General features: G+C 47.4%; 22 protein-coding genes and 1 pseudogene. All 23 read left to right on the forward strand.

All coding sequences use genetic code 11. The annotated features are described in order from the left end of the window. Positions 1-69 precede the first annotated feature (69 nt). Positions 70-531 (forward strand): ribosome maturation factor RimP, encoded by a 462-nt coding sequence (rimP, locus tag NO352_RS05635; protein WP_171416444.1) that lies wholly within the window; start codon positions 70-72, stop codon positions 529-531. A 91-nt stretch (positions 532-622) separates the two neighbouring features. Next, positions 623-1,720: a transcription termination factor NusA gene (gene nusA / locus NO352_RS05640; protein ID WP_268594632.1), complete on the forward strand. Its 1,098-nt coding sequence runs from the start codon at positions 623-625 to the stop codon at positions 1,718-1,720. Positions 1,721-1,808: 88 nt separating this feature from the next. After that, positions 1,809-2,120: an RNase P modulator RnpM gene (rnpM, locus tag NO352_RS05645; protein ID WP_005550541.1), complete on the forward strand. Its 312-nt coding sequence runs from the start codon at positions 1,809-1,811 to the stop codon at positions 2,118-2,120. Next, positions 2,113-2,451, forward strand: a complete 339-nt coding sequence (locus NO352_RS05650) for a L7Ae/L30e/S12e/Gadd45 family ribosomal protein (protein WP_005550540.1) — start codon at positions 2,113-2,115, stop codon at positions 2,449-2,451. The genes rnpM and NO352_RS05650 overlap by 8 nt, the downstream gene beginning before the upstream one ends. Then, the gene (gene infB / locus NO352_RS05655; protein WP_289355043.1) at positions 2,429-5,284 is read left to right on the forward strand and encodes a translation initiation factor IF-2; all 2,856 of its coding nucleotides are present in this window, start codon (positions 2,429-2,431) and stop codon (positions 5,282-5,284) included. The genes NO352_RS05650 and infB overlap by 23 nt, the downstream gene beginning before the upstream one ends. Before the next feature lie 53 nt (positions 5,285-5,337). Next, entirely contained in the window at positions 5,338-5,691 is a 354-nt protein-coding gene (rbfA, locus tag NO352_RS05660; RefSeq protein WP_005550538.1) for a 30S ribosome-binding factor RbfA, read from the forward strand. Positions 5,692-5,761: 70 nt separating this feature from the next. Beyond that, positions 5,762-6,760 (forward strand): DHH family phosphoesterase, encoded by a 999-nt coding sequence (locus NO352_RS05665; RefSeq protein ID WP_005550536.1) that lies wholly within the window; start codon positions 5,762-5,764, stop codon positions 6,758-6,760. After that, positions 6,757-7,677 carry a tRNA pseudouridine(55) synthase TruB gene (gene truB / locus NO352_RS05670; protein ID WP_005550535.1) on the forward strand — a complete coding sequence of 307 codons (921 nt, stop codon included), beginning with the start codon at positions 6,757-6,759 and terminating at the stop codon, positions 7,675-7,677. The genes NO352_RS05665 and truB overlap by 4 nt, the downstream gene beginning before the upstream one ends. Positions 7,678-7,849: 172 nt before the next feature. After that, on the forward strand, positions 7,850-8,827 hold the full coding sequence (locus tag NO352_RS05675; RefSeq protein WP_289355044.1) for a bifunctional riboflavin kinase/FAD synthetase: 978 nt from the start codon (positions 7,850-7,852) through the stop codon (positions 8,825-8,827). 192 nt (positions 8,828-9,019) lie between these two features. Next, positions 9,020-9,289, forward strand: coding sequence for a 30S ribosomal protein S15 (rpsO, locus tag NO352_RS05680; protein WP_005550532.1), 270 nt, complete (start codon positions 9,020-9,022; stop codon positions 9,287-9,289). Between the two features lie 201 nt (positions 9,290-9,490). Continuing rightward, a complete protein-coding gene (gene pnp / locus NO352_RS05685; RefSeq protein ID WP_005550531.1) occupies positions 9,491-11,695 on the forward strand; it encodes a polyribonucleotide nucleotidyltransferase in 2,205 nt (734 codons plus the stop codon). Positions 11,696-11,943: 248 nt separating this feature from the next. Next, positions 11,944-12,942, forward strand: coding sequence for a polysaccharide deacetylase family protein (locus tag NO352_RS05690; protein ID WP_289355045.1), 999 nt, complete (start codon positions 11,944-11,946; stop codon positions 12,940-12,942). 76 nt (positions 12,943-13,018) lie between these two features. After that, positions 13,019-14,293 (forward strand): M16 family metallopeptidase, encoded by a 1,275-nt coding sequence (locus NO352_RS05695; RefSeq protein WP_040736661.1) that lies wholly within the window; start codon positions 13,019-13,021, stop codon positions 14,291-14,293. After that, positions 14,226-14,720 (forward strand): dUTP diphosphatase, encoded by a 495-nt coding sequence (dut, locus tag NO352_RS05700; protein WP_171416455.1) that lies wholly within the window; start codon positions 14,226-14,228, stop codon positions 14,718-14,720. Before NO352_RS05695 ends, dut begins: the two co-directional genes overlap by 68 nt. Before the next feature lie 158 nt (positions 14,721-14,878). Beyond that, entirely contained in the window at positions 14,879-15,778 is a 900-nt protein-coding gene (gene dpsA, locus NO352_RS05705; RefSeq protein ID WP_005550526.1) for a dipicolinate synthase subunit DpsA, read from the forward strand. After that, positions 15,775-16,368: a dipicolinate synthase subunit B gene (locus NO352_RS05710; protein WP_005550525.1), complete on the forward strand. Its 594-nt coding sequence runs from the start codon at positions 15,775-15,777 to the stop codon at positions 16,366-16,368. The genes dpsA and NO352_RS05710 overlap by 4 nt, the downstream gene beginning before the upstream one ends. A 73-nt stretch (positions 16,369-16,441) precedes the next feature. After that, positions 16,442-17,482, forward strand: a complete 1,041-nt coding sequence (locus NO352_RS05715) for an aspartate-semialdehyde dehydrogenase (RefSeq protein ID WP_005550523.1) — start codon at positions 16,442-16,444, stop codon at positions 17,480-17,482. Positions 17,483-17,607: 125 nt separating this feature from the next. After that, positions 17,608-18,825: an aspartate kinase gene (dapG, locus tag NO352_RS05720; protein WP_005550522.1), complete on the forward strand. Its 1,218-nt coding sequence runs from the start codon at positions 17,608-17,610 to the stop codon at positions 18,823-18,825. A 59-nt stretch (positions 18,826-18,884) separates the two neighbouring features. Further along, entirely contained in the window at positions 18,885-19,760 is an 876-nt protein-coding gene (gene dapA / locus NO352_RS05725; protein WP_289355046.1) for a 4-hydroxy-tetrahydrodipicolinate synthase, read from the forward strand. Between the two features lie 230 nt (positions 19,761-19,990). Then, positions 19,991-21,667: a ribonuclease J gene (locus tag NO352_RS05730; protein ID WP_005550520.1), complete on the forward strand. Its 1,677-nt coding sequence runs from the start codon at positions 19,991-19,993 to the stop codon at positions 21,665-21,667. Positions 21,668-21,847: 180 nt separating this feature from the next. Further along, a pseudogene (locus tag NO352_RS05735) lies at positions 21,848-22,555 on the forward strand (ClpP family protease); the annotation flags it as partial. A 230-nt stretch (positions 22,556-22,785) separates the two neighbouring features. Beyond that, positions 22,786-22,995, forward strand: coding sequence for a YlzJ-like family protein (locus tag NO352_RS05740; RefSeq protein ID WP_163978265.1), 210 nt, complete (start codon positions 22,786-22,788; stop codon positions 22,993-22,995). A gap of 171 nt (positions 22,996-23,166) precedes the next feature. After that, positions 23,167-25,902, forward strand: a complete 2,736-nt coding sequence (locus tag NO352_RS05745) for an FtsK/SpoIIIE family DNA translocase (RefSeq protein WP_289355047.1) — start codon at positions 23,167-23,169, stop codon at positions 25,900-25,902. Positions 25,903-25,968 lie beyond the last annotated feature (66 nt).

The raw sequence follows: 25,968 nt of genomic DNA on the forward strand, positions 1-25,968 counted from the left end.
TCATGTTTAGTATCGGGTTCTAACATAGAGGAACATCATTATTCCTAACATTCTAGGAGGTTCTTGAATTTGAGCTCAGCCAATATCAAATCGACAGTTGAGAATATGATCACACCCTATTTGGAAGAGAACAACTTCGAACTTGTCGATGTGGAATACGTAAAGGAAGGCAGCAGTTGGTTCCTGCGCGTGTTTGTGGACAAGGAAGGCGGCATTGACATCGAGGATTGCGGCCGCATCAGCGAAGTATTGAGTCAGAAGCTGGACGAGAACGATCCGATTACAGACGCTTACTTCTTGGAAGTTTCGTCTCCAGGTGCGGAACGTCCGTTGAAGAAGACGAAGGATTTCGTCAAAGCGGTGGGCAAGCATGTGTATGTGACTACATACGAACCGATAGGCGGATTGAAGGAATTTGAAGGAGTTCTCTCTTCCTTCGATGAACAGACGGTCGTTGTTCAAGTCGGCAAAAAAGAACATGCAATTCCGTTTGAGAAGGTAGCAAGCGCACGTCTTGCTATCGTTTTTTAGGACGATCGTAATCTTAGATTGGGAATCGGCCTGCTGAATTTTAACATTATTGGAATGAAGCCGGATTCGGCTGAAAGGGGGAACTCACCAAATGAGTATGGATTTTATTGACGCGTTGTCGGAAATCGAAAGAGAAAAAGGAATTAGCAAGGAAGTACTCATTGATGCAATTGAAGCGGCTCTGATTTCGAGCTATAAGCGCAACTTCAATACTGCACAAAATGTACGAGTAGATATTAACCGGGCAACTGGAGTAATTAAGGTATATGCACGCAAAAACGTAGTGGACGAGGTGTTGGACCCGCGTCTTGAAATTTCACTTCATGCTGCCCGTGAACATAATCCGAACTACCAGCTGGATGATATTTGCGAGATTGAAGTTACACCGCGTGATTTCGGCCGCATCGCTGCACAAACGGCGAAACAAGTCGTAACACAACGTATTCGCGAAGCGGAGCGCGGCCTTATCTATAACGCGTTCATCGACAAGTCCGATGATATCGTCACAGGTATCGTGCAACGTCAGGATATGCGCAATGTTTATGTAGATTTGGGCAAAGTGGAAGCAGTCCTTCCTTTGAACGAGCTGATGCCGAACGAGAAGTTCAAGCACGGTGATCGTACCAAAGCATACATTACGAAAGTGGAGAACACAACGAAGGGACCGCAAATTATTTTGTCCCGTACGCATCCAGGGCTTCTGAAGCGCCTGTTCGAACTGGAAGTACCAGAAATCTTTGATGGCGTCGTTGAAATCAAGTCAGTTGCTCGTGAAGCGGGTCAACGCTCCAAAATTGCAGTATACTCCCGCAACGAGGAAGTCGATCCGGTAGGCTCCTGCGTCGGGCCAAAAGGAATGCGCGTACAAACGATTGTCAACGAGCTTCGTGGTGAGAAGATTGATATTGTTCGATGGTCTGAAGATGTGAGCGAGTATGTAGCAAATGCACTTAGCCCTTCCAAAGTTGTTGATGTCGAAGTGCGAGAGGCTGAGAAGATGGCTCGTGTTATCGTGCCTGACTATCAGTTGTCGCTAGCAATCGGGATTAAAGGACAGAACGCTCGACTTGCCGCGAAATTGACTGGTTGGAAAATCGATATTAAGAGTGAATCCCAAGCAGATGAGGAAGAATTCCCGGCGGCTTCGGATGAGCGACCTGTTGACGACAGCATTGAAGTAAGCGAGTAAACACCGAAGGCGCGACCAACGCCATATGAAGCGGTCGCTTCTTTCAAGCAGGGGAAGTCAGACCGAATCGTAAGGGGGGGATTGAGTCATGAAACCGAGGAAAGTTCCACTTCGGAAGTGTGTCGCATGTCAAGAAATGATGCCGAAGAAAGAACTGATTCGTGTGGTAAAGACACCACAGGATGAGGTTTTAATTGATTTGACAGGGAAGAAGTCTGGACGCGGCGCGTACCTGTGCGGGAAATTGTCCTGCTTCAAGCTTGCGCATAAGTCTCGTGCGCTTGATCGGGCTTTGAAGCATCAGGTGAATTCTTCCATCTATGAACAGCTTGCTCAAGACTTCATTAAGGTGGAGGATGAATTCCACGCCTTGAAGGAGCAGGAGGATGATTATGAGTAAGGTAAAGTCGCAGCTTGGTCTTGCCCAGCGGGCAGGAAAGCTGACGACTGGTGATGAGATTGTCCTCAAGGCGATTCGCAATAAGCAAGCACGCTTGGTGATTGTTGCGGCGGACGCTTCTGACAACACGAAGAAGAAGTTTCGAGATAAATGTAAGTCGTACGGAGTGCCACTTGCTATCGGATTTACGCGCAGCGAGCTCGGTGAGAGCATTGGCAAACTGCAGCGGGTAGTATTGGCGGTAACGGATGATGGATTTGCGACCATGATGACGAACGGGCTGAAAACTATGTCGGAGGTGGAGTATATTGAGCAAACAAGAGAACACTAAGGACAAAACAAGAGTTTATGAATATGCCAAATCGCTTAATATGAGCAGCAAAGAAATTATTACGATACTCAAACGTCTTAACATACCAGTTAACAATCATATGAGCGTTATGGAGAATGATGCTGTAGGGAAAGTAGAGTCGTACATGCGCACGATTAAGGAAAATGCACAGGCAAAGCGTGAAGGCAATAGTACCTCGCAACCACAAGTGAACATTAGCCAGACGAAAACATCAGAAGTACCAGATAAAACTGCTAGCCAACCGGCAAGAAAGACGAGTCAACAGTCGGATCAGCGTGACTCACATGCTGGACAGCAGCAACAAATGCAACGTGACGGTCGCGACCATCAGCGCGAAGGCAACCGAGGCGGACGTAATGAACGCCAGGAACGCATTAATCGCGGTGGAGGTCATGACGGTCAAAAAGACCATAATAGACAGGGCGAGATAAACATTAATATGGATACAAGACAAGGAAACCAACAGGGGAATATGAACGGACAAGAACAACGTCGATCAGGTGAACAACAGCATAATCAAGGTAACAGATCTAATGGCCAGCAAAGACAAGGCCAAGGTGCTCCGCGTCAAGGCGGCGGCCCACGTCAAGGCCAGGGCGGGAACTCCCGTCCAGGTCAAGGAGGCGCTCCGCGTCAAGGCGGTCAAGGAAACGGACCACGTCAAGGTGGTGCTTCGCGTCCAGGTGGTCAAGGAGGCGCTCCGCGTCAAGGCGGTCAAGGCGGTCAAGGAGGCGCTCCGCGTCCAGGTCAAGGCGGTGGATCCCGTCCAGGTCAAGGTAGTCAACAAAGCAGCGGGCAAGCGCGCTTTGCACAAGGCGGTCAACAGCGTCAAGGTGATCAAGCGCGTGCAGGTCAAGGCGGCCAGCAACGTCCGAACAGAAACTTCGGTGAGCGCAGTGATGATTTTTCCGGTGGAAGAAATCAATCAAGAAACAACAATAATAATAAGAAACGCTTCGATGACAACCGTAATGGCGGAGGCATGCGCGGCCGCGGCGGCAAGAACAGAGGCAGAAATAATCAACAGCAGGTACAGCGTGAGAAAATTGACAATACGCCGAAAAAGATTATTGTACGCGGTGCAATGACAGTAGGTGAATTGGCAAAATTGCTTCATAAAGACGCTTCCGAGGTTATTAAGAAGTTCTTGCTCATGGGCGTTATGGCAACAATCAACCAAGAAGTAGATTTGGATACAATCCAATTGATTGCAGACGAATTCAAAGTTGAAGTTGATTTGAAGCTGCCTGTATCCGAAGATCCGTTCGAGGAAACAGAAGAAAAAGAAGAAGATGCAGCAGACTTGGTTGAACGGCCAGCAGTTGTTACGATTATGGGTCACGTTGACCATGGTAAAACGACATTGCTTGATTCGATCCGCAAAACAAATGTTACGGGTGGAGAAGCAGGCGGCATTACGCAGCATATTGGTGCATACCAAGTTGAGTTTAACTCGAAGAAGATTACGTTCCTGGATACACCAGGCCATGAAGCGTTTACGCTGATGCGTGCTCGCGGTGCTCAAGTAACCGACATTACGATTATCGTCGTTGCTGCTGACGATGGTGTTATGCCGCAAACGGTTGAGGCAATCAGCCACGCGAAAGCGGCGAACTGCCCAATCATCGTTGCTGTAAACAAGGTCGATAAGCCAGAAGCCAATGTCGATCGCGTGAAGCAGGAACTGACTGAATATGAATTGGTTCCAGAAGAGTGGGGCGGAGACACTATCTTCGTTAACGTTTCTGCGAAGCAGCGTACGGGCTTAGAAGAATTGCTCGAAATGATTCTGCTCGTATCCGAAGTGAACGAGTTCAAGGCGAACCCGAATAAGGATGCTCGCGGTACTGTACTCGAGGCTGAACTGGACAAAGGTCGTGGACCAGTTGCACGTGTACTCGTTCAACAAGGTACATTGAAAGTCGGAGATCCATTCGTTGCAGGCACATGCTTCGGCCGTGTGCGCGCAATGGTGAATGACCGCGGCCGCCGCTTGAAAGAAGCAGGCCCGTCCACACCGATCGAAATTACAGGTCTTACAGATGTTCCACAGGCTGGCGATATGTTCGTCGCGTTTGAGGATGAGCGCAAAGCTCGTTCGATCGCTGAGAAGCGTTCGACAACATACAGAGAGAGCCAACTGGGTGCGAATACTCGAGTAACGCTGGATGATCTGTTCAAGCATATTAAAGACGGCGAAATGAAAGAACTGAACGTGATTATTAAAGGTGACGTTCAAGGTTCCGTAGAAGCACTTCGCGGTTCGCTTGAGAAGATTGAAGTGGAAGGCGTTCGCGTTAAGATCATTCACTCCGGTGCGGGTGCAATTACCGAATCGGATGTTATTTTGGCAACAGCATCCAATGCGATCGTAATCGGCTTCAACGTTCGTCCAGATGCGCAAGCGAAGATTACCGCAGAGCAAGAGAAGGTTGATATTCGTCTGCACCGTGTCATCTACTCGATCGTAGAAGAAATCGAGCAAGCGATGAAAGGTATGCTTGACCCAGAATATAAAGAAGTTATTATCGGTCATGCTGAAGTGCGCAACACGTTCAAGATCAGCAAGGTCGGAACAATTGCCGGCTGTATGGTTACAGAAGGTAAGATTTCCCGTTCTGCAGAAGTACGCCTTGTTCGTGACGGTATTGTTGTTCACGAAGGCAAGATCGACTCGCTCAAGCGCTTCAAGGATGATGCGAAGGAAGTTGCACAAGGCTACGAGTGCGGTATTATGCTTGAGAAGTACAACGATATGAAGGAAGGCGACATCATCGAAGCGTTTGTTATGGAAACCATCGAACGCAAATAGAATGGTTTCACTCGGATGATGTTGTAAGTTATAAATGAAATGAGGTGTTTCCCATGGCGAACTTTCGCTCCGGACGTGTTGGCGAGCAGATGAAGAAGGAACTTAGCCAGTTGATTCAAACCGAGATTAAGGATCCTCGAATCGGCTTCATAACGGTGACAGGCGTTGATGTAACGAACGATTTATCACAAGCCAAAGTGTACTTGAGTGTCATGGGTAATGAAGAACAAAAGGAACAATCCATGAAAGCCTTGGAGAAGGCGAGCGGATTCCTTCGCTCCGAGATTGGCAAGCGAATTCGTCTTCGTCATACTCCAGAGCTGTTGTTCAAGATCGATTCTTCGATCGAATACGGCAGCCATATCGAAAAGCTGCTTGGTGAAATTCGCGATCGCGACAATAACTAAGACAGCTGCATAAGAACGCACAAGTGAATCGGGCCTAGGCTCGGTTCACTTGTCTGTATGGAGGTTATTAATGACAGGACTAACGACGCTATCTTATGCAGAGCAGATCGAGAGAGCTAGAAGCTTTATTCAAGAGGGAAATCATTTTCTTGTTGTTGCACATGTTCAGCCTGACGGAGACGCAATAAGCTCAACATTGGCAGTAGGCTGGCTGCTTCGTCAATGGAACAAATCCTTCGTCATGGTGAATGAGAATGGAGTTCCTAACAAGCTAAGCTATTTGCCGGGATCTGATCAAATCAATGTACATGAAGATCGCGAGAACGTTGCTGCCAAGCCGTTTGATAACGTTATTTGTGTGGATTGTGCGGATTATGCACGCATCGGCAAAATAGCAGAATGGATCGATAAAGATGCTCGTATTTTAAATATTGATCATCATCCAACGAATGACCGTTATGGGGAAGTTGCAGTCATCCGCGAGGATGCTGCGGCAACCGTTGAGATATTATTCGATATGATTACTTCCTACGGGATCACACTCGATTTAGGTGTAGCAACAGTACTGTATACCGGCTTGTTAACCGATACGGGCGGATTCCGGTACAGCAATACGACTCCGCATGTGATGGCGATAGCCTCTGAGCTGCTGAAGCAAGGTGTTAACGGTAATGACATTGCGGATCGATTGCTCGAAAAGATGTCGATGGCACAGATGCAGCTTATACAGCGTGGCCTGTCGCGATTGGCATTTAGCGAAGATCATCGAATTGGCTGGTTGTATGTGACCCCTCAGGATATGCAGGAGACTGGTGCGCTAAATGAAGATCTGGAAGGCTTGGTCAATTATCCGCGCAATATCGATGGTGTAGAAGTTGGTATCTTATTTAAGCAAGTAGATGACACAGGAGTTAAGGTGAGCATGCGTTCCGCAGGACTTGCCAATGTGGCTGAGATTGCTCAATCCTTCAGTGGAGGCGGCCATGTTCGTGCAGCAGGCTGCAAGCTTACTGGTACATTAGAAGAAGTCATTACCATTGTAATAGAACGGGTGAAGCAAGCTTTATGAGTAACTATCATGGTGTATTGCCCGTATGGAAGCCTGAGGACTGGACGTCTCATGACGTAGTCGCCAAAGTACGCCGACTAATTCGGGAGAAGCGTATCGGGCATACGGGAACATTGGATCCGAAGGTTGTCGGAGTGCTGCCGCTTTGCATTGGCAAAGCAACGCGAATTGTTGAATATTTGCAGGAGATGCCGAAGCAGTATGAGGCAGTTCTTCGATTTGGTCTATCTACCGACACAGAGGATCTGAGTGGAGAAGTATTGGAGCGATCGGATGCTTCTCACTTGACGGCAGAGATGATACGGGAGGCGGTTCATTCCTTTATTGGAGACATCGAGCAAATTCCTCCGATGTATTCAGCCGTTAAGGTGGATGGTAAGCGACTATATGATCTAGCACGTGAGGGAAAAACGGTGGAACGAAAAGCGCGGCAGGTTACGATCCACAAGATTGATCTTCTGGATATGCAGTTAGGCGCAGCAGAACCGGAAATCCGCTTCCTTGTCGAGTGCTCCAAAGGAACGTATATCCGGACACTATGCGTTGATATAGGCCGCAAGCTTGGCGTTCCATCTACGATGGCCAAGCTAACGAGGACGGTATCTGCTGGGTTTGTGCCGTCTCAATGTGTAACCTTTGAACAGATCGAGCAAGCTGTCGCGGATGGGACATTTGAAGAGATGCTGCTATCTGTGGAAGATGCGATATCAGATATGCCTAGAATCGAGGTTTCTGAGAAGTATGCGCACTATGCAATTACAGGGCGATCGATTCCCCTTCATGCTTTACAGCCGAAACCTTTGACGAATGGTACGATTCGATTGTATGATGAACAAGGAACGTTCTATGGGATATTCCAAGTTCCACAGGGGCAAACTGTATTGCGTCCTGTGAAGGTATTTCTTCCGAACGAGTAACAAGCATAGCTAGTGCGCAGATCGAGCGTCAAGTGACTCGGTATGCGCCAGCTTTTTGTCTACTCTTGTGAAAGGGAGAACATACTAAAAGGTAGACACTACTGTTGACTGTCCGTGTAACTGGATTAGTAGTTTAATCACAAATCGATAATACGCAGGGGCTCTGATTATAATGGAAACGATAGCATTACATGCAGCGCTCGATGATTCGAGCTGGCGACTGCAGGAGCAGCCGCAAGTATTAATATTAGGACATTTTGACGGCATTCATGAGGGACATGTAAGGGTCATTCGACGTGCGTTAGACTATGGGAAGCAGCAACAATTGCCTGTAGGGCTGATGACCTTCCATCCACATCCCAAGGGAGTATTCGGCAAGCCGGAGTATGAACGATTCATTACGCCATTGTCGGAGAAAAAGCGAATTTTGAGTCAGCTTGGGCTTGACCGCTTGTATGTTGTACAGTTTGATTTGTCGTTTGCTAAGGTAACAGCGCAGCAGTTCGCAGAAGCGATCTGCCGTATGAAGGTGAAACATGTTGTTGTCGGTTTCGACTATCGCTTCGGTCATGGCGGAGAAGGTACCGCCCAATTGCTGCAGGAATGGGGCAAGGGCTGCTTTACTGTTGATATCATACCAGCACATAACGACGTAGAAACCGCAGTGAAGGTAAGCAGTACACGGATTCGCGAAAGTCTATTGCAAGGTGATGTTGTCAATGCGAATCGGCTGCTAGGCCGAACGTATATCATTCGTGGCGAGGTCATTCACGGTGACGCCCGTGGTCGTACGATGGGCTTCCCAACTGCGAATGTTCGGGCAGAAGAAGCATATGTCATCCCAGCGAATGGCGTATATGCTGTGAAGGTGCTTGTGCACGGAACATGGTATGATGGGGTGCTGAATATCGGCTTAAAGCCGACGTTCAAGACGGGAGAAACCGTTCAATCGATTGAAGCCCATCTATTTGATTTTGATCAAGATATATATGGAGAGACCATAACGGTTGCCCTGATGAGCTATATTCGTCCAGAGCGCAAGTTCAGCTCCATACAAGAGCTGATTGCGCAGATTACTGCGGATTCAGAGGAAGCACGCCAACGTCTGAGCAAGATGGATAAGGCGCCTGCATTAACAATTGGCGTTTAATATTGCACTCCATTTTCTAAGCTTCTATTTTGTATGAATAGATTGCAAAGACTTGTTTTACTTTTGAAGATGATAATGCTATACTAATATCGTTGTCGTGAAAACGGCACCTGTCCATAGCTTGGTTACTCGATCTCACCGTCGATAACGAGGCTAATGGCGTAAACCAACATATTTTAGGAGGTGAATAGGATGGCTATGACTCAAGAGCGTAAGCAACAGCTTATTGAAGAACATAAGACGCACGCTACGGACACTGGTTCTCCGGAAGTGCAAGTCGCTATCCTTACTGAAAACATCGTTAATTTGACGGAGCATCTTCGTACACACAAGAAAGATCATCATTCCCGTCGTGGTTTGATGAAAATGGTAGGTCAACGTCGTAAATTGTTGGCTTATGTGAAAAACAAAGATGTTAAACGCTACAGCGCATTGATCGCAAAGCTCGGTCTTCGCCGTTAATAGCACGAACCAAAGCAGCCTGGTTGTTCATCGCCGCCTGATAAAGCGGCATGCAACCGGGTTGCTTTTTAGTGATTGCATAAGTTGCTACATATTGTCATAGAATACAAGCTTCCAATGAAACGGTATTTCAAATGAAATGCAGGAAATAATGGGAGTAGTACCGAAGATTATAAAGTGAATCACTTAAGGAGGGATCCGATGAACCGCATCGAGATGGAACTTGGCGGCAGAACGCTTATCCTGGAAACGGGACGCTTGGCCAAGCAAGCAAATGCCGCAGTCAAAGTCGAGTACGGCGACACCGTTGTATTGTGTACTGTAACGGCTTCGAAGGAACCTAAAGATCTAGATTTCTTCCCATTGACTGTCAATTACGAAGAACGATTATATGCTGTAGGTAAAATTCCTGGAGGATTCATTAAGCGCGAAGGTCGCCCAAGCGAAAAAGCGATTCTTGCCAGCCGTCTTATTGACCGCCCAATTCGCCCATTGTTCCCGGAAGGCTTCCGCAACGATGTGCAAATCGTGGATTTGGTTATGAGCGTGGATCAAGATTGCCCACCTGAAATCGCGGCAATGATCGGGACATCCGCTGCTTTAACGGTTTCTGATGTGCCATTTAACGGGCCAATCGGGGGCGTGATTGTTGGACGTATCGACGGTCAATTTATTATTAACCCAACTGTTGAACAAGAGGAAAAGAGCGATATTCACCTTGTTGTAGCGGGTACGAAAGACGCGATCATGATGGTTGAAGCAGAAGCGAACGAAGTACCGGAATCGGTTATGCTTGAAGCAATCATGTTCGGTCACGAAGAAATCAAGAAAATTGTTGCGAAGATTGAAGAGTTCGCGGCAATCGCGGGCACGTCTAAAATGGAAGTAAAGCTGCATGCAGTTGATACGGATGTGAATGCTGCTGTTCGTGCTTTCGCACAGGAACGTCTTGTTGAGGCGATTCGTATTCCTGAGAAGCATGCGCGTCAAGACGCGATTGATGCAATCAATCAAGAAGCAGTTGCACATTTCGAACAATTGTATGTAGAAACGCCTGAGAATATGAGCGATGTGAACGAAACCTTGTACGATATCGTGAAGGAAGAAGTTCGCCGCTTGATTACACATGACAAAGTTCGCCCAGACGGCAGACAACTAGAGGAGATTCGTCCGATTGATTGCGATACAGGACTGCTGCCTCGTACTCACGGATCAGGCTTGTTCACACGTGGACAAACGCAAGCACTCAGCATCTGTACGCTTGGTGCGCTTGGAGACGTGCAAATTTTGGACGGTCTTGGCTTGGAAGAATCGAAGCGTTTCATGCATCATTACAACTTCCCGCCATTCTCCGTAGGAGAAGCTCGTCCGCTTCGCGCGCCTGGACGCCGCGAGATTGGTCACGGCGCACTTGGAGAACGTGCCTTGTCCAAGGTTATTCCGCCAGAGAGCGAATTCCCATATACAATTCGTCTCGTATCTGAGGTGTTGGAGTCTAACGGTTCAACTTCGCAAGCAAGTATTTGCGCAAGCACACTTGCTATGATGGATGCAGGGGTACCGATCAAAGCGCCAGTTGCAGGTATTGCTATGGGTCTGATCAAAGACGGGGAACACTTCTCCATCTTGTCCGATATTCAAGGTATGGAAGACCACCTCGGCGACATGGACTTCAAGGTTGCTGGTACTGCTGAGGGTGTTACAGCCATTCAAATGGATATCAAAATCGATGGTATTGACCGCAGCATCTTGACGCAAGCGCTGGATCAAGCACGTGCAGGACGTATGCACATTTTGGGTAAAATGAATGAAGTTATCCAAACTCCACGTGAATCCTTGTCACAGTATGCGCCTAAGATCTTGACGATGCATATTAATCCAGATAAGATCCGTGATGTTATTGGTGCCGGCGGTAAAGTCGTCAACAAAATCATCGAGGAAACAGGTGTCAAAATTGACATCGAGCAGGATGGACGCATCTTCATCGCATCTACAAATGCAGAGTCCAACGAGCGTGCCCGTGAAATTATCGAAGGTATCGTGAAGGAAGTTGTCGTTGGTGAGGTATACACAGGAACAGTGAAGCGCGTTGAGAAATTCGGTGCATTCGTTGAGGTGCTTCCAGGCAAGGAAGGGCTTGTGCATATTTCGCAATTGTCGACTGAGCGTGTAGCGAAAGTAGAAGATGTCGTGAACATCGGCGATAAGATTGAGGTTAAGGTTGTCGAGATTGATCAACAGGGCCGTATCAACTTGTCCCGTAAAGTATTGCTTGAGCCTGCGCAGACAGAAGGTTCTGCAAGCTCCGAAGCTGCAGGGACGGAACGTCCACGCAGCAGCAGACCTCCGCAAGGGGGCGGCAATCGTCCACCTCGCGGACCGCGTCCGTCTAAGCCGCAAAGCTAATTCGGGTACGAGAGCAAGACAAGCCTGAAGAAGGCAACACAACATACGTAGCAAGGAAAGAGGCAGACTGGTTTCTGGCTCTTTTTTTGATGCAAAAAATGAATCACAGAGCGAAGTGATCAACATCGGCTATGGACAATTTTACTGCTGTAGAAACTTCTTTAGAGTAGAAGATGGAACGGTTTTCATTCTGACCGCATAACTCGTCCCGAAAACGCATAGAATCAAAAGGACTATCATGGAAGGGAATGGACTTGATGCAGCCAATTTTCAAGAAGTGGATTGCCGTAACAGCAGGGATTGTCATCGTGCTTGCAGTTGGAGCGCAGCCAGATGTAAGAAGCTATTTACAGGAAAGAAAGGCTGAGCTCGCCGTTAGCTATGCGTATCAATCAAACCAAGACGATAAGGCTGCAGATGATGCTCTCATGGCCCGAATTAAGCAGGAAGCAGCCAAACAATATATTGCTCCTATTAATGCCCGCGTGGATCGGGTATGGAAGGCTATCCCCGGATATAATGGAATAGAAGTTGACCTGGAGCAAACCTATGCGGCCAACAAAGGTAAGGGGCAAGGTGATGTGCTTCAATTCGTTATGCGGGAGATTAAGCCAGCTATTACGCTGAATGATCTGGATCCACAACCGATATATCGCGGGAATCCGAATAAGCCAATGGCCGCTCTCATGATTAATGTTGCATGGGGCAATGAATTCATTGATCCGATGCTTAACGTGTTGGAGAAAGAGAAGGTGAAAGCGACATTTTTCTTAGATGGAAGCTGGTTGAAAAAACATCCAGACATTGCGAAGCGCATTCAGGCGGCTGGCCACGAGATGGAGAATCATGCGTACTCCCATCCGAACATGAGTGAACTGAGCGAAGGACTACAGACCCAGCAAATTGACAAGACCAAGCAACTGCTTAAGGAAACGCTTGGGGTAGAAAATAAATGGTTTGCTCCTCCATCAGGAGATTTTAATATGCTGACAGTACGCACGGCGCGTGCACTTGGTCTCAAGACGGTGCTGTGGACATTTGATACGAGAGATTGGATGAAGCCAGCCGTAACTACAATATTGCGAAGATTTCAAGAGAAGACGGAGCCAGGGTCGCTCATCTTGATGCATCCAACTGCTCCATCCAGTACTGCCTTGAACGATATGATACGGATTCTAAGGGAAAAGGGCATTACACCGGGAACGGTTGGGGAGACGCTTTCGGAGAAGCGAATACCCTCCAAATGAAGTTGAGAGGGAGTAAGTTTTCTGGTAGGATTAGAAAGGCATACTTGGAATGTACTTGGACGAGGAGGAATTGCCGGTGGAGAAAGTGCAGCTGTCTAACGGCCTGCGTGTCGTTATGGAAAAAATCCCAACCTGCCGTTCCGTTTCATTTGGAATTTGGGTGAAGACAGGTTCTCGAAATGAGGATGAAACGACCAACGGGATTTCCCATTTTATCGAACATATGATGTTCAAAGGAACGGAACGGTTTGATGCAAAAGCAATCGCAGACTCTTTTGATGCGATTGGAGGCAATGTAAATGCGTTCACTTCCAAAGAATATACTTGTTACTATGCGAAGGTACTCGATGAGCATTTGCCAATTGCCGTCGATGTATTATCCGATATGTTTTTCCGTTCATCTTTGTTGGACGAGGAGTTGCAGAAAGAGAAAAATGTAATACTTGAAGAAATTGCGATGTACGAGGATACACCAGATGATACCGTACATGATCTGGTTACTCGTGCTGCCTTTGGTGCGCATCCGTTGGCGTATCCGATTTTAGGAACAAAGGAACGACTCACACCGATGGGGCCAGATCATTTGCGGGCTTATATGAAGAGCCATTATACGATTTCGAATACAGTCATTGCTGTAGCGGGAAACTTTGATGACTCGATCATTGAGCTGCTGGAAAAGCACTTCGGGCAATTTTCGAATGATGAGCTTGCAGCCAATATATCGGAACCTAGTTTCCACAGTGAATTCATTTATCATAAGAAGAAGACGGAACAGAATCATATTTGTCTCAGCCTGCCTGGCTGTTCAATGACGGATCCGCGCTTATATGCGATGATCTTGCTTAACAACTTGATCGGGGGAGGCATGAGCTCTCGCCTGTTCCAGGAAATTCGGGAGAAGCGTGGGCTTGCTTACTCGGTCTACTCCTATCATTCCTCACATGCAGACAGTGGTCTGTTTACGATCTATGCAGGTACAGCGCCGAAGCAGACGAAAGAAGTGCTAGATCTGACTATGGATATGTTAGGCGAACTGGCGGTGAAGGGATTGTCTGAGGGAGAACTGCACAAGGGCAAGGAGCAGTTAAAAGGAAGCCTTATTCTTGGCTTAGAAAGTACCGGCAGCCGCATGAATCGGTTAGGGAAAAATGAGCTCATGCTTGGCAAGCATTATACGTTGGATGAAATCATCGCGCGCATTGATTCAATCGCGTTAGATGATGTTACATTTGTATTGAAGCGTATGCTTTCCCATTCATTCGCAGGAGCAATGGTCGGAGCAAATGACAAAGCAATATCGGCATTTAGGAGGGATCAACTTGTTACAGCAATTACACCAAGTTCAAATTAAGCGCCTGCCAGGCAATGAGGATGTCCCGCTTCCTCAGAAAATGTCTGAACTAGCAGCAGGCTTCGATCTATATGCAGCAGTAGAAGAACCGCTTACATTAGCGCCTGGTCATCGTGCCCTTGTCCCTACTGGGTTCTGCATGGCGATGCCTGGATACTTAGAAGCACAGATTCGTCCGCGCAGCGGACTTGCCTATAAGCATGGTATTACATGCTTGAATTCACCAGGTACGATCGATGCCGACTATCGCGGCGAGGTGAAGGTATTGCTGGCCAATCTAGGACAGACACACTTCAAGATTGAACGCAATGAGCGCATTGCTCAAATGGTCATTCAATTTGTTCCTTCTATTGAACTTGTCGAGGTGGATGAATTGACTGAAACGATGCGCGGAGAAGGCGGCTTCGGACATACGGGAACGAAATAAAAGTTATAAATCACGCAGTTGAGTTTACCTAATAGGTAAAACGACTGCGTTTTTTTGTGCATGCAGATGGGTGCGATTATGGCTGCACCCTTTTTAGGCGGCGGCATAAGATGTTTTATATGTTGTGTGCATGTTTGTGAAAGGAGTGATCAGCGAGGATGTTGACTGGGGTTCAGGTCGTGTTTATTGGCGGAGATGCCCGCCAGCTAGAGATCATCCATAAGCTGACTGAATTAGATGCCAGTGTCACGATTGTAGGGTATGACCAACTGCAAAATCCGTACCATGGCGTGCAGCGCCAGCCTTTATCTATTGAGCTGCTGAAGCATGCGGACGCTCTTGTGCTTCCTGCGGTAGGCACAGATGACAGCGGCAAGGTTCATGCCATATTTACGTCGGATGAATTGTTGCTGACCGAGGAGCATATTGCGGCACTTCCGGATCAGTGTGTCATTTTTACGGGAATGGCCAAACCGTATTTAAGCAAGCTATGCGCAAAATACCGCATTTCATTAATTGAACTGTTCGATCGGGACGATGTTGCCATTTACAATTCGATTCCAACAGCCGAAGGCGCAATTATGATGGCGATACAGAACACAGACATTACGCTGCATGGTTCTGAATCAGTTGTCCTTGGCATGGGAAGAACAGGTTTCACATTGGCTCGCACCCTTCTCGGGTTAGGGGCCAATGTACGAATTGGGGTGCGCAGAGATGAACATTTTGCCAGAGCGGTAGAAATGGGATTTAAGCCTTTTTTCATAGCAGATCTCGCACGACAGGTGTCAAATATCGACTTGCTTTTTAATACGATACCGACTATGATAGTCACAGCGCAGGTCATAGCGCAAATCCCTAACCGTGCCGTGATTATCGACCTTGCTTCCTTCCCGGGAGGCGTGGATTTTAGATTCGCGGAGAAGCGGGGGATTAAGGCTATGCTGGCACCAGGGTTGCCAGGCATTGTCGCACCGAAATCTGCTGGACGAATATTGGCACAGAGTATCACACAACTGTTGCTTGAGGACATGCGGAATCGGGGGAGTGGACAATGAACTTCACGGGGAAAACAGTCGGCTATGCAGTAACAGGTTCTCACTGTACATTAGAGGAAATAATGCCTCAGGTGAAGCGCTTCGTAGATGCAGGAGCACGGGTCATTCCGATTGCATCGCAAGCGGTGATGACGACGGATACGCGTTTTGGAGCATCGGATCACTGGCAGAAACAGTTGAAAGAAATAACTGGCAATGATATCATTTCTACAATTGTGGATGCTGAGCCGCTTGGGCCTTCCAAGCTGCTGGATGTGATGGTCATAGCACCTTGCACAGGCAATACAACGAGTAAATTGGCGAATGCAATGACAGAAAGTCCTGTCCTTATGGCGGCGAAGGCACAGATGCGCAATCAGCGCCCGCTTGTGCTGGCGATATCGACGAATGATGGACTGGGATTGAATGCGGCCAATATTGCCAAACTTCTCGTTGCCAAGAACATATACTTCGTTCCGTTCGGCCAAGATAATCCAAAGCAGAAGCCGAATTCATTGGTGGCGCGCATGGACTTGGTACCAGAGGCCTGCTATGCAGCATTAGAGGGCAGGCAGCTTCAACCGGTATTAATTGAACGGTTCCAGTACTGAACATAGCATACCACGCAAATTATCATAATATAGATGGTTGAAAGATTGTGGGTATAGAGGGGAGAAACGACAGATGACGAATCAGAAGCGGTTTAATGTTGCTGTAGTCGGCGCTACGGGTGCAGTAGGGGAACAAATCATAGCATTGTTAGAAAAACGTCAATTCCCCATTCAATCCTTGAAGCTGTTGTCTTCGGCACGATCAGCCGGCAAGAAGATCATGTTTAATGGTCAAGAATTTACGGTTGAGGAAGCAAAGCCAGAAAGCTTCGAAGGTATTGATATTGCCTTGTTCAGTGCTGGCGGCGATGTTAGTAAAGAGTTGGCTCCAGCTGCAGTAGAACGCGGAGCGGTATGTATTGATAATACCAATGCATTCCGTATGGATCCGAACACGCCACTCGTTGTTCCCGAAGTGAACATCGAGAAAGTGAAGGAACACCAAGGCATAATTGCCAATCCGAACTGTTCCACGATTCAAATGGTAGCAGCCTTGAAGCCGCTCTATGATCGCTACGGTATTTCCCGTATCATCGTGTCTACGTATCAAGCAGTGTCAGGCGCTGGCAGCAAAGCAATTAACGAGCTATTGCGTCAGTCTACAGAAGTGCTTGCAGGCAATGAAGTTGAGCCAGACATTCTTCCAGTTGGTTCTTTGCCCGTGAAGCATCAAATCGCATTCAATGCTATTCCTCAAATCGATAAGTTCCAAGATAATGGATTCACGCTCGAGGAAATGAAAATGATCCGTGAAACCAAAAAGATCATGAATGATGATAGCCTTCAAGTGACGGCAACATGCGTCCGTATCCCGGTCGTACATGGCCACTCTGAATCTGTATATGTTGAGTTGAAGGACGACTTCCAAATGGAGGATGTGCGCGAGTTGCTGGCTAACGCGCCAGGTTTGACGCTCGTCGATGAGCCTTCCGAACAAAAGTACCCGCTCGCTACCGAATCTGCAGGCAAGCCAGATGTATTCGTTGGCCGTTTGCGTCGTGATTTGTCTCAGCCACGCGCATTGAATATGTGGGTCGTATCCGACAACTTAATGAAAGGCGCTGCATGGAACGCGGTACAAATCGCAGAGTACATTGCTTCGGAGCGGCAGTAATTGGCAGGCCGCTCCTGCCTTTTTTTCTTACTTGACAAGGTATTCAGCTTGGTCACGATGTGATGGGTTGAATTGCCTTTATTCGTTCTGGCAGTCAGTTTTCATTTAGTTGGGGGAAATAACACATGCGAATATTAGTACAAAAATTTGGCGGAACTTCTTTGTCTACACCAGAAGCTAGAGAAAGAGTCATACACCATATCCGTAGAGAATTGGCGCAGGGATACCAATTAGCTGTGGTTGTATCGGCGATGGGCAGACGGGGAGAGCCATATGCGACAGATACTTTGCTTGATTGGATAGGTCAGAATGGCGATAGTTTGCCATCACGTGAGAAGGATATGATTTTGTGCTGTGGAGAGATTATCTCCGCTACCACTTTATGCAGCTTGTTGAATAGTGAAGGTATCACATCCACGGTTCTTACTGGCGCACAAGCCGGGTTTAAGACGGATAGCCATTTCAATAATGCGCGTATTTTGGATGTTACTCCTGATCGAGTTATTGATGCCTGGAAAGATGTACAGGTTGTCATTGTAACTGGATTTCAAGGGCAAACGGAAACAGGCGACTTTACTACACTTGGACGCGGTGGCAGTGACACGTCTGCAACAGCATTGGGTGCGGCGCTGCACGCAGAAATAGTCGATATTTATACCGATGTAAATGGAATATTGACCGCTGATCCTCGTCTTGTTGAGGATGCGAAGCCGCTTACTATCGTCAGCTATGCAGAAATATGCAACATGGCGCATCATGGTGCCAAAGTTATTCATCCGCGTGCTGTTGAGATCGCAATGCAAGCTCAGGTTCCAGTTCGTGTCCGTTCTACATTCAGCGATGAGGAAGGGACGCTTGTGACGAATCCGGAAGGATTCCGTGATATGCAGCCTGACATCGTTGATCGCTACGTAACGGGAATTGCTTATGTTGGCAATGTAACACAAATCACGGTGGAATCTCGTGAGGGCGTGTATGATTTACAATTAAAAGTGTTCAAGGCAATGGCGCAAAATCAAATTAGTGTTGATTTTATTAATGTAACCCCATCTGGCGCTGTTTATACGGTATTTGACAGTGACGCGCCGCGAGCGCTGCAAGTGCTGGGAGAGATGGGATTCGAGCCGAAATCGTTATCGGGTTGCGCGAAAGTATCTGTAATCGGTGGAGGCATCAATGGGGTGCCAGGTATTATGGCGCACATCGTTGAAGCCTTGACTGAGCAAGAAATTCAGATTCTTCAATCCGCCGACTCCAACACAACGATTTGGGTTCTGGTACGTAAGGAAGATATGGTTCGGGCTTTGCGGGCGCTGCATGCGAAGTTCCATCTGAATCGATAATCACGCAGCGCTAGGAACGCGAACCTTGAGCGCATATAGTCGCAAGAGGAGGAGTCTTTATGGATTTTGGTAGATTAATTACGGCGATGGTGACACCATTCAACGGTCAGAATGAGGTAAATTGGCCTGAATGTGAACGATTGATAAATTACTTAATTGAGGAACAGAAGAGTGACAGCATCGTTATGTGCGGAACGACAGGAGAGTCTCCTACGTTGACAGATGAAGAGAAGGTGGCGCTGTTCCGTTTTGCGGTCGAGAAAGCCAACGGACGCGCTCGCATTATTGCCGGCACAGGAAGCAATAATACGGCACATTCTATCCATTTGACGAAGGCAGCAGAAGAAGCGGGCGTAGACGGCATTTTACTCGTGGTTCCTTATTATAATCGTCCTTCGCAAGAGGGGATGTATCGACATTTTGAAGCGATTGCGAAATCTACTTCTTTGCCGATCATGCTCTACAATGTTCCAGGGCGTACGGCATCCAGCCTTTCAGTCGAGACGACGCTTCGATTGGCTGAACTGCCTAATGTTGTTGCTACGAAAGAGTGTGCGGGTCTAGAGCAAGTATCCCAGATCGTCGCTGGCGCTCCTGGCTCATTCAAGGTGTACAGTGGCGAGGATTCCTTGTCGCTGCCTATTTTGTCCGTAGGCGGATATGGTGCTGTCAGTGTGGCCAGCCATATTATTGGTGCTCAAATGAAGGCAATGATTGAAAATCATCTGGCTGGTCAGCATGAAGAGGCTGCTCGTATTCATCTTGAGCTGTTCCCGGTATTCAAGGGACTGTTCATGTGTCCGAACCCAGTAGCGGTTAAGCATGCGCTTCAATTGTCTGGCTTCCAAGTAGGAAGTGTTCGACTTCCGCTCGTAGAACCGACTTCACAAGAAGCGGCAGCTATTCGTGAACTGGTACAATCGATCAAAAAATAAAAGGAAAATAGCTGTTTTAGTAAGCGAATAATTGCACTTTTACTAAGCCGATGCTGATATCCAGCATCGGTTTTGTGTTTTTCGGCAACAATAGGGGACAAATCGCCGACTTGTGTTTTCTACTTTTGTTCATGTATAATGGATATCAAGTGACTGGGTGCGGTATATTTTTCAAAAGAAGGATGTTCATTGGTACGACGGCCAACTGAATATAGGAGGTTAAGATCCAATTGTCGAAGAAAAACAACGTTGATAAATTGTCCATCTTCGCATTGGGCGGCGTAGGTGAAATCGGAAAAAATATGTACGTCGTCCAATACGGTAACGATATCGTCGTCGTAGACGCAGGGTTGAAGTTCCCGGAAGAAGACATGCTCGGAATAGATATTGTCATCCCGGATATTTCATACCTCACGGAGAATCGAGATAAGGTAAGAGCAATCTTGATTACGCACGGACATGAAGATCATATTGGCGGGTTGCCATATGTACTGAAGCATTTGAACGTTCCAGTATACGGAACAAGATTGACGCTCGGGTTGATTGAGAGCAAGTTACGGGAAGCGAATTTGCTAGGTGAAACAAAGCGAATTCTGATTACAGCTGATTCGGAAATTCAGCTAGGCACTATTCGCGCAAGCTTTTTCAAAACGAACCATTCCATCCCGGATTCGGTCGGTGTATGTCTCGATACTCCAGAAGGATGCGTCGTTCATACAGGAGACTTTAAGTTTGACCATACGCCGGTTAACGGTCAATATGCTGATCTGCAGCGTATGGCGGAAATTGGCCAAAGAGGGGTTCTTGCACTGTTGTCAGACAGTACGAATGCAGAACGCCCAGGCTTTACTCCATCTGAAAGTAGTGTGGGTGTCGTTCTGGAAGATATTTTCCGGAAGGCGGAGCAGCGCGTAGTTGTTGCGACATTCGCTTCAAATATTCACCGTATTCAACAAGTCATTGATGCTGCATATTCTACAAATCGCAAGTTAACCGTTATCGGTCGGAGCATGGTGAACGTCGTCACGATCGCTTCCGAGCTAGGCTACTTGAACATACCAGATGGTATGCTGATCGAACCAGAAGAAGTGAATAAGATGGCTGCTGATCGAGTAGTTATCCTGTCCACAGGCTCTCAAGGTGAACCGATGTCAGCCTTAACGCGCATGGCGCGCTCTACGCACCGCAAGGTTGATATTTTGCCAGGGGATACAGTCGTGATCGCGGCTACACCAATTCCAGGTAATGAGAAATATGTGGGCAGAACGGTAGATGAACTGTGCCGCCTCGGCGCTCATGTCATCTATGGCGGCTCCAAGACTGGTGTACACGTATCCGGTCACGGCAGCCAAGAAGAACTGAAGCTGATGCTGAATCTGATGAAGCCGAAGTACTTCATTCCGATTCACGGTGAATACCGCATGCTGCGTCACCACGCTGACTTGGCAGAAGCAGTCGGAATTGAGCGGGAGAATATCTTTATTACGGATATTGGCGATACTGTTGAAATTACGAATGGTGTTGCACGCCGGGGCTCTAAGGTTCAATCCGGTTATGTACTTATTGATGGTCTTGGTGTCGGCGATGTCGGCAATATCGTATTGCGCGATCGAAAGCTGTTGTCACAAGACGGAATATTGGTTGTTGTTGTTACACTCAGCAAGCAAGAAGGTACGATTCTCTCCGGACCAGACATTATCTCTCGCGGATTTGTGTATGTCCGTGAATCGGAAGGACTGCTTGATGAAGCGAACCGCATCGTCACTTCAACACTGCATAAGCTAATGAATGAAAATGTGAACGAATGGGCATCATTGAAGACGAACGTAAAAGATGCGCTTGGACGTTTCTTGTACGAACAAACGCGTCGTCGTCCGATGATTTTGCCAATCATTATGGAAGTATAGAACGAAGTGAGCGAGAATCCCAGTCACCAGTCATTCTCGCTCACGTACGTTACAAGCTGCCGTCTCTGCAATCTGCAGGGACGGCAGCTTTTTTATGCATATGAATTAGCGTATAAAACTTCTTTGCGCGAAGCATGCTATGACGGCATTGTACCGGTCAATTGGAGGTAATGGAAGATGATGAACGAACAGCCTTTAGATCCACAAGGTCAGCCGCAGCAGCCAGCTAAAGCTCCCCCTACAGTGGAAACAATTCAACAACTAGGTACGGCGTCGATCCCGACAACCGGCGAATCTAATATTTATTGCTTGAACATTATCGGTCAAATCGAGGGGCATATTGTATTGCCTCCTCAAAATAAAACAACCAAATATGAGCATGTGATCCCACAATTAATTGCGGTGGAACAGAATCCAAAAATTGAGGGTGTGCTCATCGTATTAAATACGGTTGGGGGAGACGTAGAGGCAGGACTGGCCATAGCCGAGATGATATCCTCATTGTCCAAGCCATCCGTGACATTGGTGCTAGGAGGAGGGCATAGCATCGGGGTTCCAATTGCCGTAGCTGCCGATGTCAGTTTAATTGCAGAGACGGCAACCATGACGATTCATCCAATTCGATTAACAGGGCTCGTAATCGGTGTACCGCAAACTTTTGAGTATTTGGAGAAGATGCAGGAGCGGGTCGTACGCTTTGTAAAGGCTCATTCAAATATTTCAGAGTCCAAATTCAAGGACTTAATGTTCACAACTGGAGAACTGACACGCGATATCGGTACGACAGTAATTGGGCATGATGCTGTTAAGTATGGTCTTATTGATGAAGTCGGGGGTATTGGTACGGCATTGAAGCATTTGAATCGCTTAATTGATGAGAAACGTGAGGAGAGAGGCTCGGATGGTGGCCATCATGATCATGGCCATCATGACCATGGCCATCATGACCATGCGCACGCTAATCATTATGGATCGCATCAAGAACATGGCGGGCATCATGCTGGGGCTGAGCAGTCGATCATATCTGGTGAACAATGTGGAGCTAATCAGCAGCAGCAGCAACACAATCAGCATGCAGGTACGCAAGCAATGTATGTGCCGGCAAAGGAGCGAGGATAATGCTTCATACAATCATACCGATGGAGCAGGTCTTGCAAGGATTCGATAAGGAGCCGGCATTTTTCGAAATGCAGTGGCAGGGACGTACGCTGCTAGTGCAGCAGGTCGACAATACGACCGTGAAAGTCGAGCGGCTGTTGAAGAATACAGGCATGCAGGACTTTTTGGATCCAAGCTTCGCCCCTGGCACCCTATTATCACTGTGTTAATATGTAAGGTCTAAGACATTGCGGATGGTTTAATCCCATATATGTTCAAGCAGACAGACAGAACCTGAGCCTGGGTTCTGTCTTTTTTATTTTCCCTTTTCCCTAGTTATGGAATGGTCATAGGAAGAACGGTTGTTCTGTGTTATAATGAGGGATGGAGGTGACGGCATTTTGGCCCGTAAGAAGAAGAAAAAGCAATCCTTCAGCAAGAGCTTGAAATATGAAATATATGGCATATTGCTGATTACCTGTTCCGTCATTGCATTGGCAGGCGGAGCGGCGTTCGGGCGCTCCTTATCCAAAATATCAGGCTTGTTGTTAGGTAAATGGTACTTTTTCATACCGCTCGTGTTCATATATATTGGATTGTCGGTTATGATTAAACGCCAGTGGCCTTCAGGCTGGAACTCCCGCAAGAGTGGCATCATGGTCATTATACTAGCTTTGACGATGATAAGTACCGTGCATGCAGTAGAACAGCGTATTTTGCCAACTGCAGATGAAGTAAGTGCTGGATACATATTAAATGATATACATAAAGCTTTGAACTTAGAGCTCGTGCAGGCTACCGATACGGGGACGGCAGGAACGATGCTGCAGAAGGATATTAGCGGCGGTTACATTGGAGCAATCCTTTACTGTACGCTATTTGTGCTGTTTGGAGCTCTAGGAACAAAGTTGCTTACCATTGTTATGCTCTTCATCGGCTTCATGCTGGCAACGCAATTGTCTTATGTCGATCTTGTGAAGCTTATCCGTGTTCAAGTGAAGAAATTTGCGGCAATCATCAAGAAGAAACGTAAGGCGCGTCTTAATGAACGTAAACGTATGGAAAGTAAAAATCGTAAATCGGCGAAAAAGGATTCAGACGACGATTACATGCTGGATGATGAATTGGACGATGAAGAAGAGAATGATTCAAACAGAACGCCAGTGTTCATGCAAATATTCGGCAAATTAAGTGAAGCAGGAAAAAAGCGATTCCTCGCATCGAAAGAAGAGGATGAGGAATATAATGAGCGACATACCGCTCATTCGAGCAAGCCGCATGTAGCTAGATTGAATGACGATCACAATATACACCCAGAAGCTGATACAGCAGCATCAATGAATACGGTAAGCAATGCTTCCAAGCTGAACGCGCTGCTTGCTCGCATTGAACAGGATGATGATCAGTCACATACCCCGTTGTTCCGCGACTTTACAGCGACAGATGATAGCGGAGATGAGAAGTCCCATCATGCTGAGGAGGTAGGAGGCTTTACAAAGCCTGCAACGTGGGAAGAAGGGGCGGATGATATTGAAGATGATTGGAATAATGATCCTCAAGCAGAAACACAAGGTGTACAGCAAGGAGCGTCTCCTCTTCGCCATCAGAATGACGTAGTGGAGAGTGAAGGGGATGTCCAATTAGAGACGGATGGATTGCTGATTGACGGTGAAGGTACAAACGAAGCTGTTGTTATTCAGAAGCCGCCTCCGAAGCCATATAAAATGCCGCCATTCAACCTGCTTGCTAAACAGCAAGGAAGCGGGAAAGGCGGCGATCAATCCGACTTCATGCAGACGGCTCGCAAGCTGGAAGCAACCCTTGAGAGCTTCGGTGTAAGGGCGAAGGTGCTAGAGGTTGTACGTGGACCGGCAGTAACTCGTTATGAAATTCAGCCTGACATCGGGGTAAAGGTCAGCAGAATCGTTAGTCTGTCGGATGATATCGCACTTGCGCTAGCCGCTAAGGACATTCGCATGGAAGCGCCGATTCCGGGCAAATCCGCAATTGGGATTGAAGTGCCGAACAATGAGGTTTCGGTTGTAACGATGCGAGAAGTCATGGAGACACCGACGTTTATCGATGCGCCATCAAGGTTGTCCATTACATTGGGACGTGATATTGCAGGAACGCCAATCGTAGGTAATCTGGCCCGCATGCCCCACTTGCTTGTTGCAGGCGCTACAGGTTCAGGGAAGTCGGTATGTATTAATGGGATTATAACGAGTATCCTCTACAAGGCAAAACCGGATGAAGTGAAGTTCCTGATGGTTGACCCGAAGATGGTCGAATTGAATGTATACAACGGTATTCCACATTTGCTTGCCCCCGTCGTTACAGATCCGAGACGCGCTTCGTTAGCCTTGAAGAAAATCGTCGTTGAAATGGAGAAACGATATGAATTGTTCTCCAAATCAGGAACCCGGAACATTGAGGGGTATAACAAGCTAGTAGCAGATGAACCGGATAAGGTTCTGCCGTATATCGTTATTATTGTCGATGAGCTTGCGGACTTGATGATGGTTGCTGCCAATGATGTAGAGGATTCGATATGCCGCCTAGCCCAAATGGCGCGTGCAGCAGGTATTCACTTGATTATCGCGACTCAACGTCCTTCTGTTGACGTTATCACTGGGGTTATCAAGGCAAACATTCCATCGCGAATTGCATTCGGTGTATCTTCTCAAGTGGATTCACGAACCATTTTGGACATGGCTGGCGCTGAGAAGCTGCTTGGACGTGGCGATATGCTCTTCCTGCCGATGGGCTCCTCCAAGCCGATACGGGTGCAGGGAGCATTCTTATCCGATCAAGAGGTCGAAGCTGTCGTTGGCTTCGTAAGCGGTCAAGCGCAGGCGGAATACAATGAGGAATTAGTGCCGGAGATTGATGAAAGCGGACATGCCTCGGATGAACCAGTCGATGAATTGTACGACCAAGCTATTCAAATTGTGCTGGAGGCGCAGCAAGCATCGGCATCACTGCTTCAACGCCGGATGAGAATCGGATATAACCGCGCCAGCCGCTTAATTGATCATATGCATATGCAAGGTTTGATCGGCGCACATGAAGGCAGTCGACCGCGCGAAGTACTAATGACGCTGGAACAGTATCAGCAGAGTAAAATATCATCATAGTGTAGGGAACCATAAAAGAGGATGCTTTGGCGTCCTCTTTTGTTGTGCATGGAGGAGTGTATGCAA

It is taken from the genome of Paenibacillus sp. S-12 (genome assembly GCF_030363895.1).
GTDB classification, from domain to species: Bacteria; Bacillota; Bacilli; order Paenibacillales; family Paenibacillaceae; genus Paenibacillus_B; species Paenibacillus_B alvei.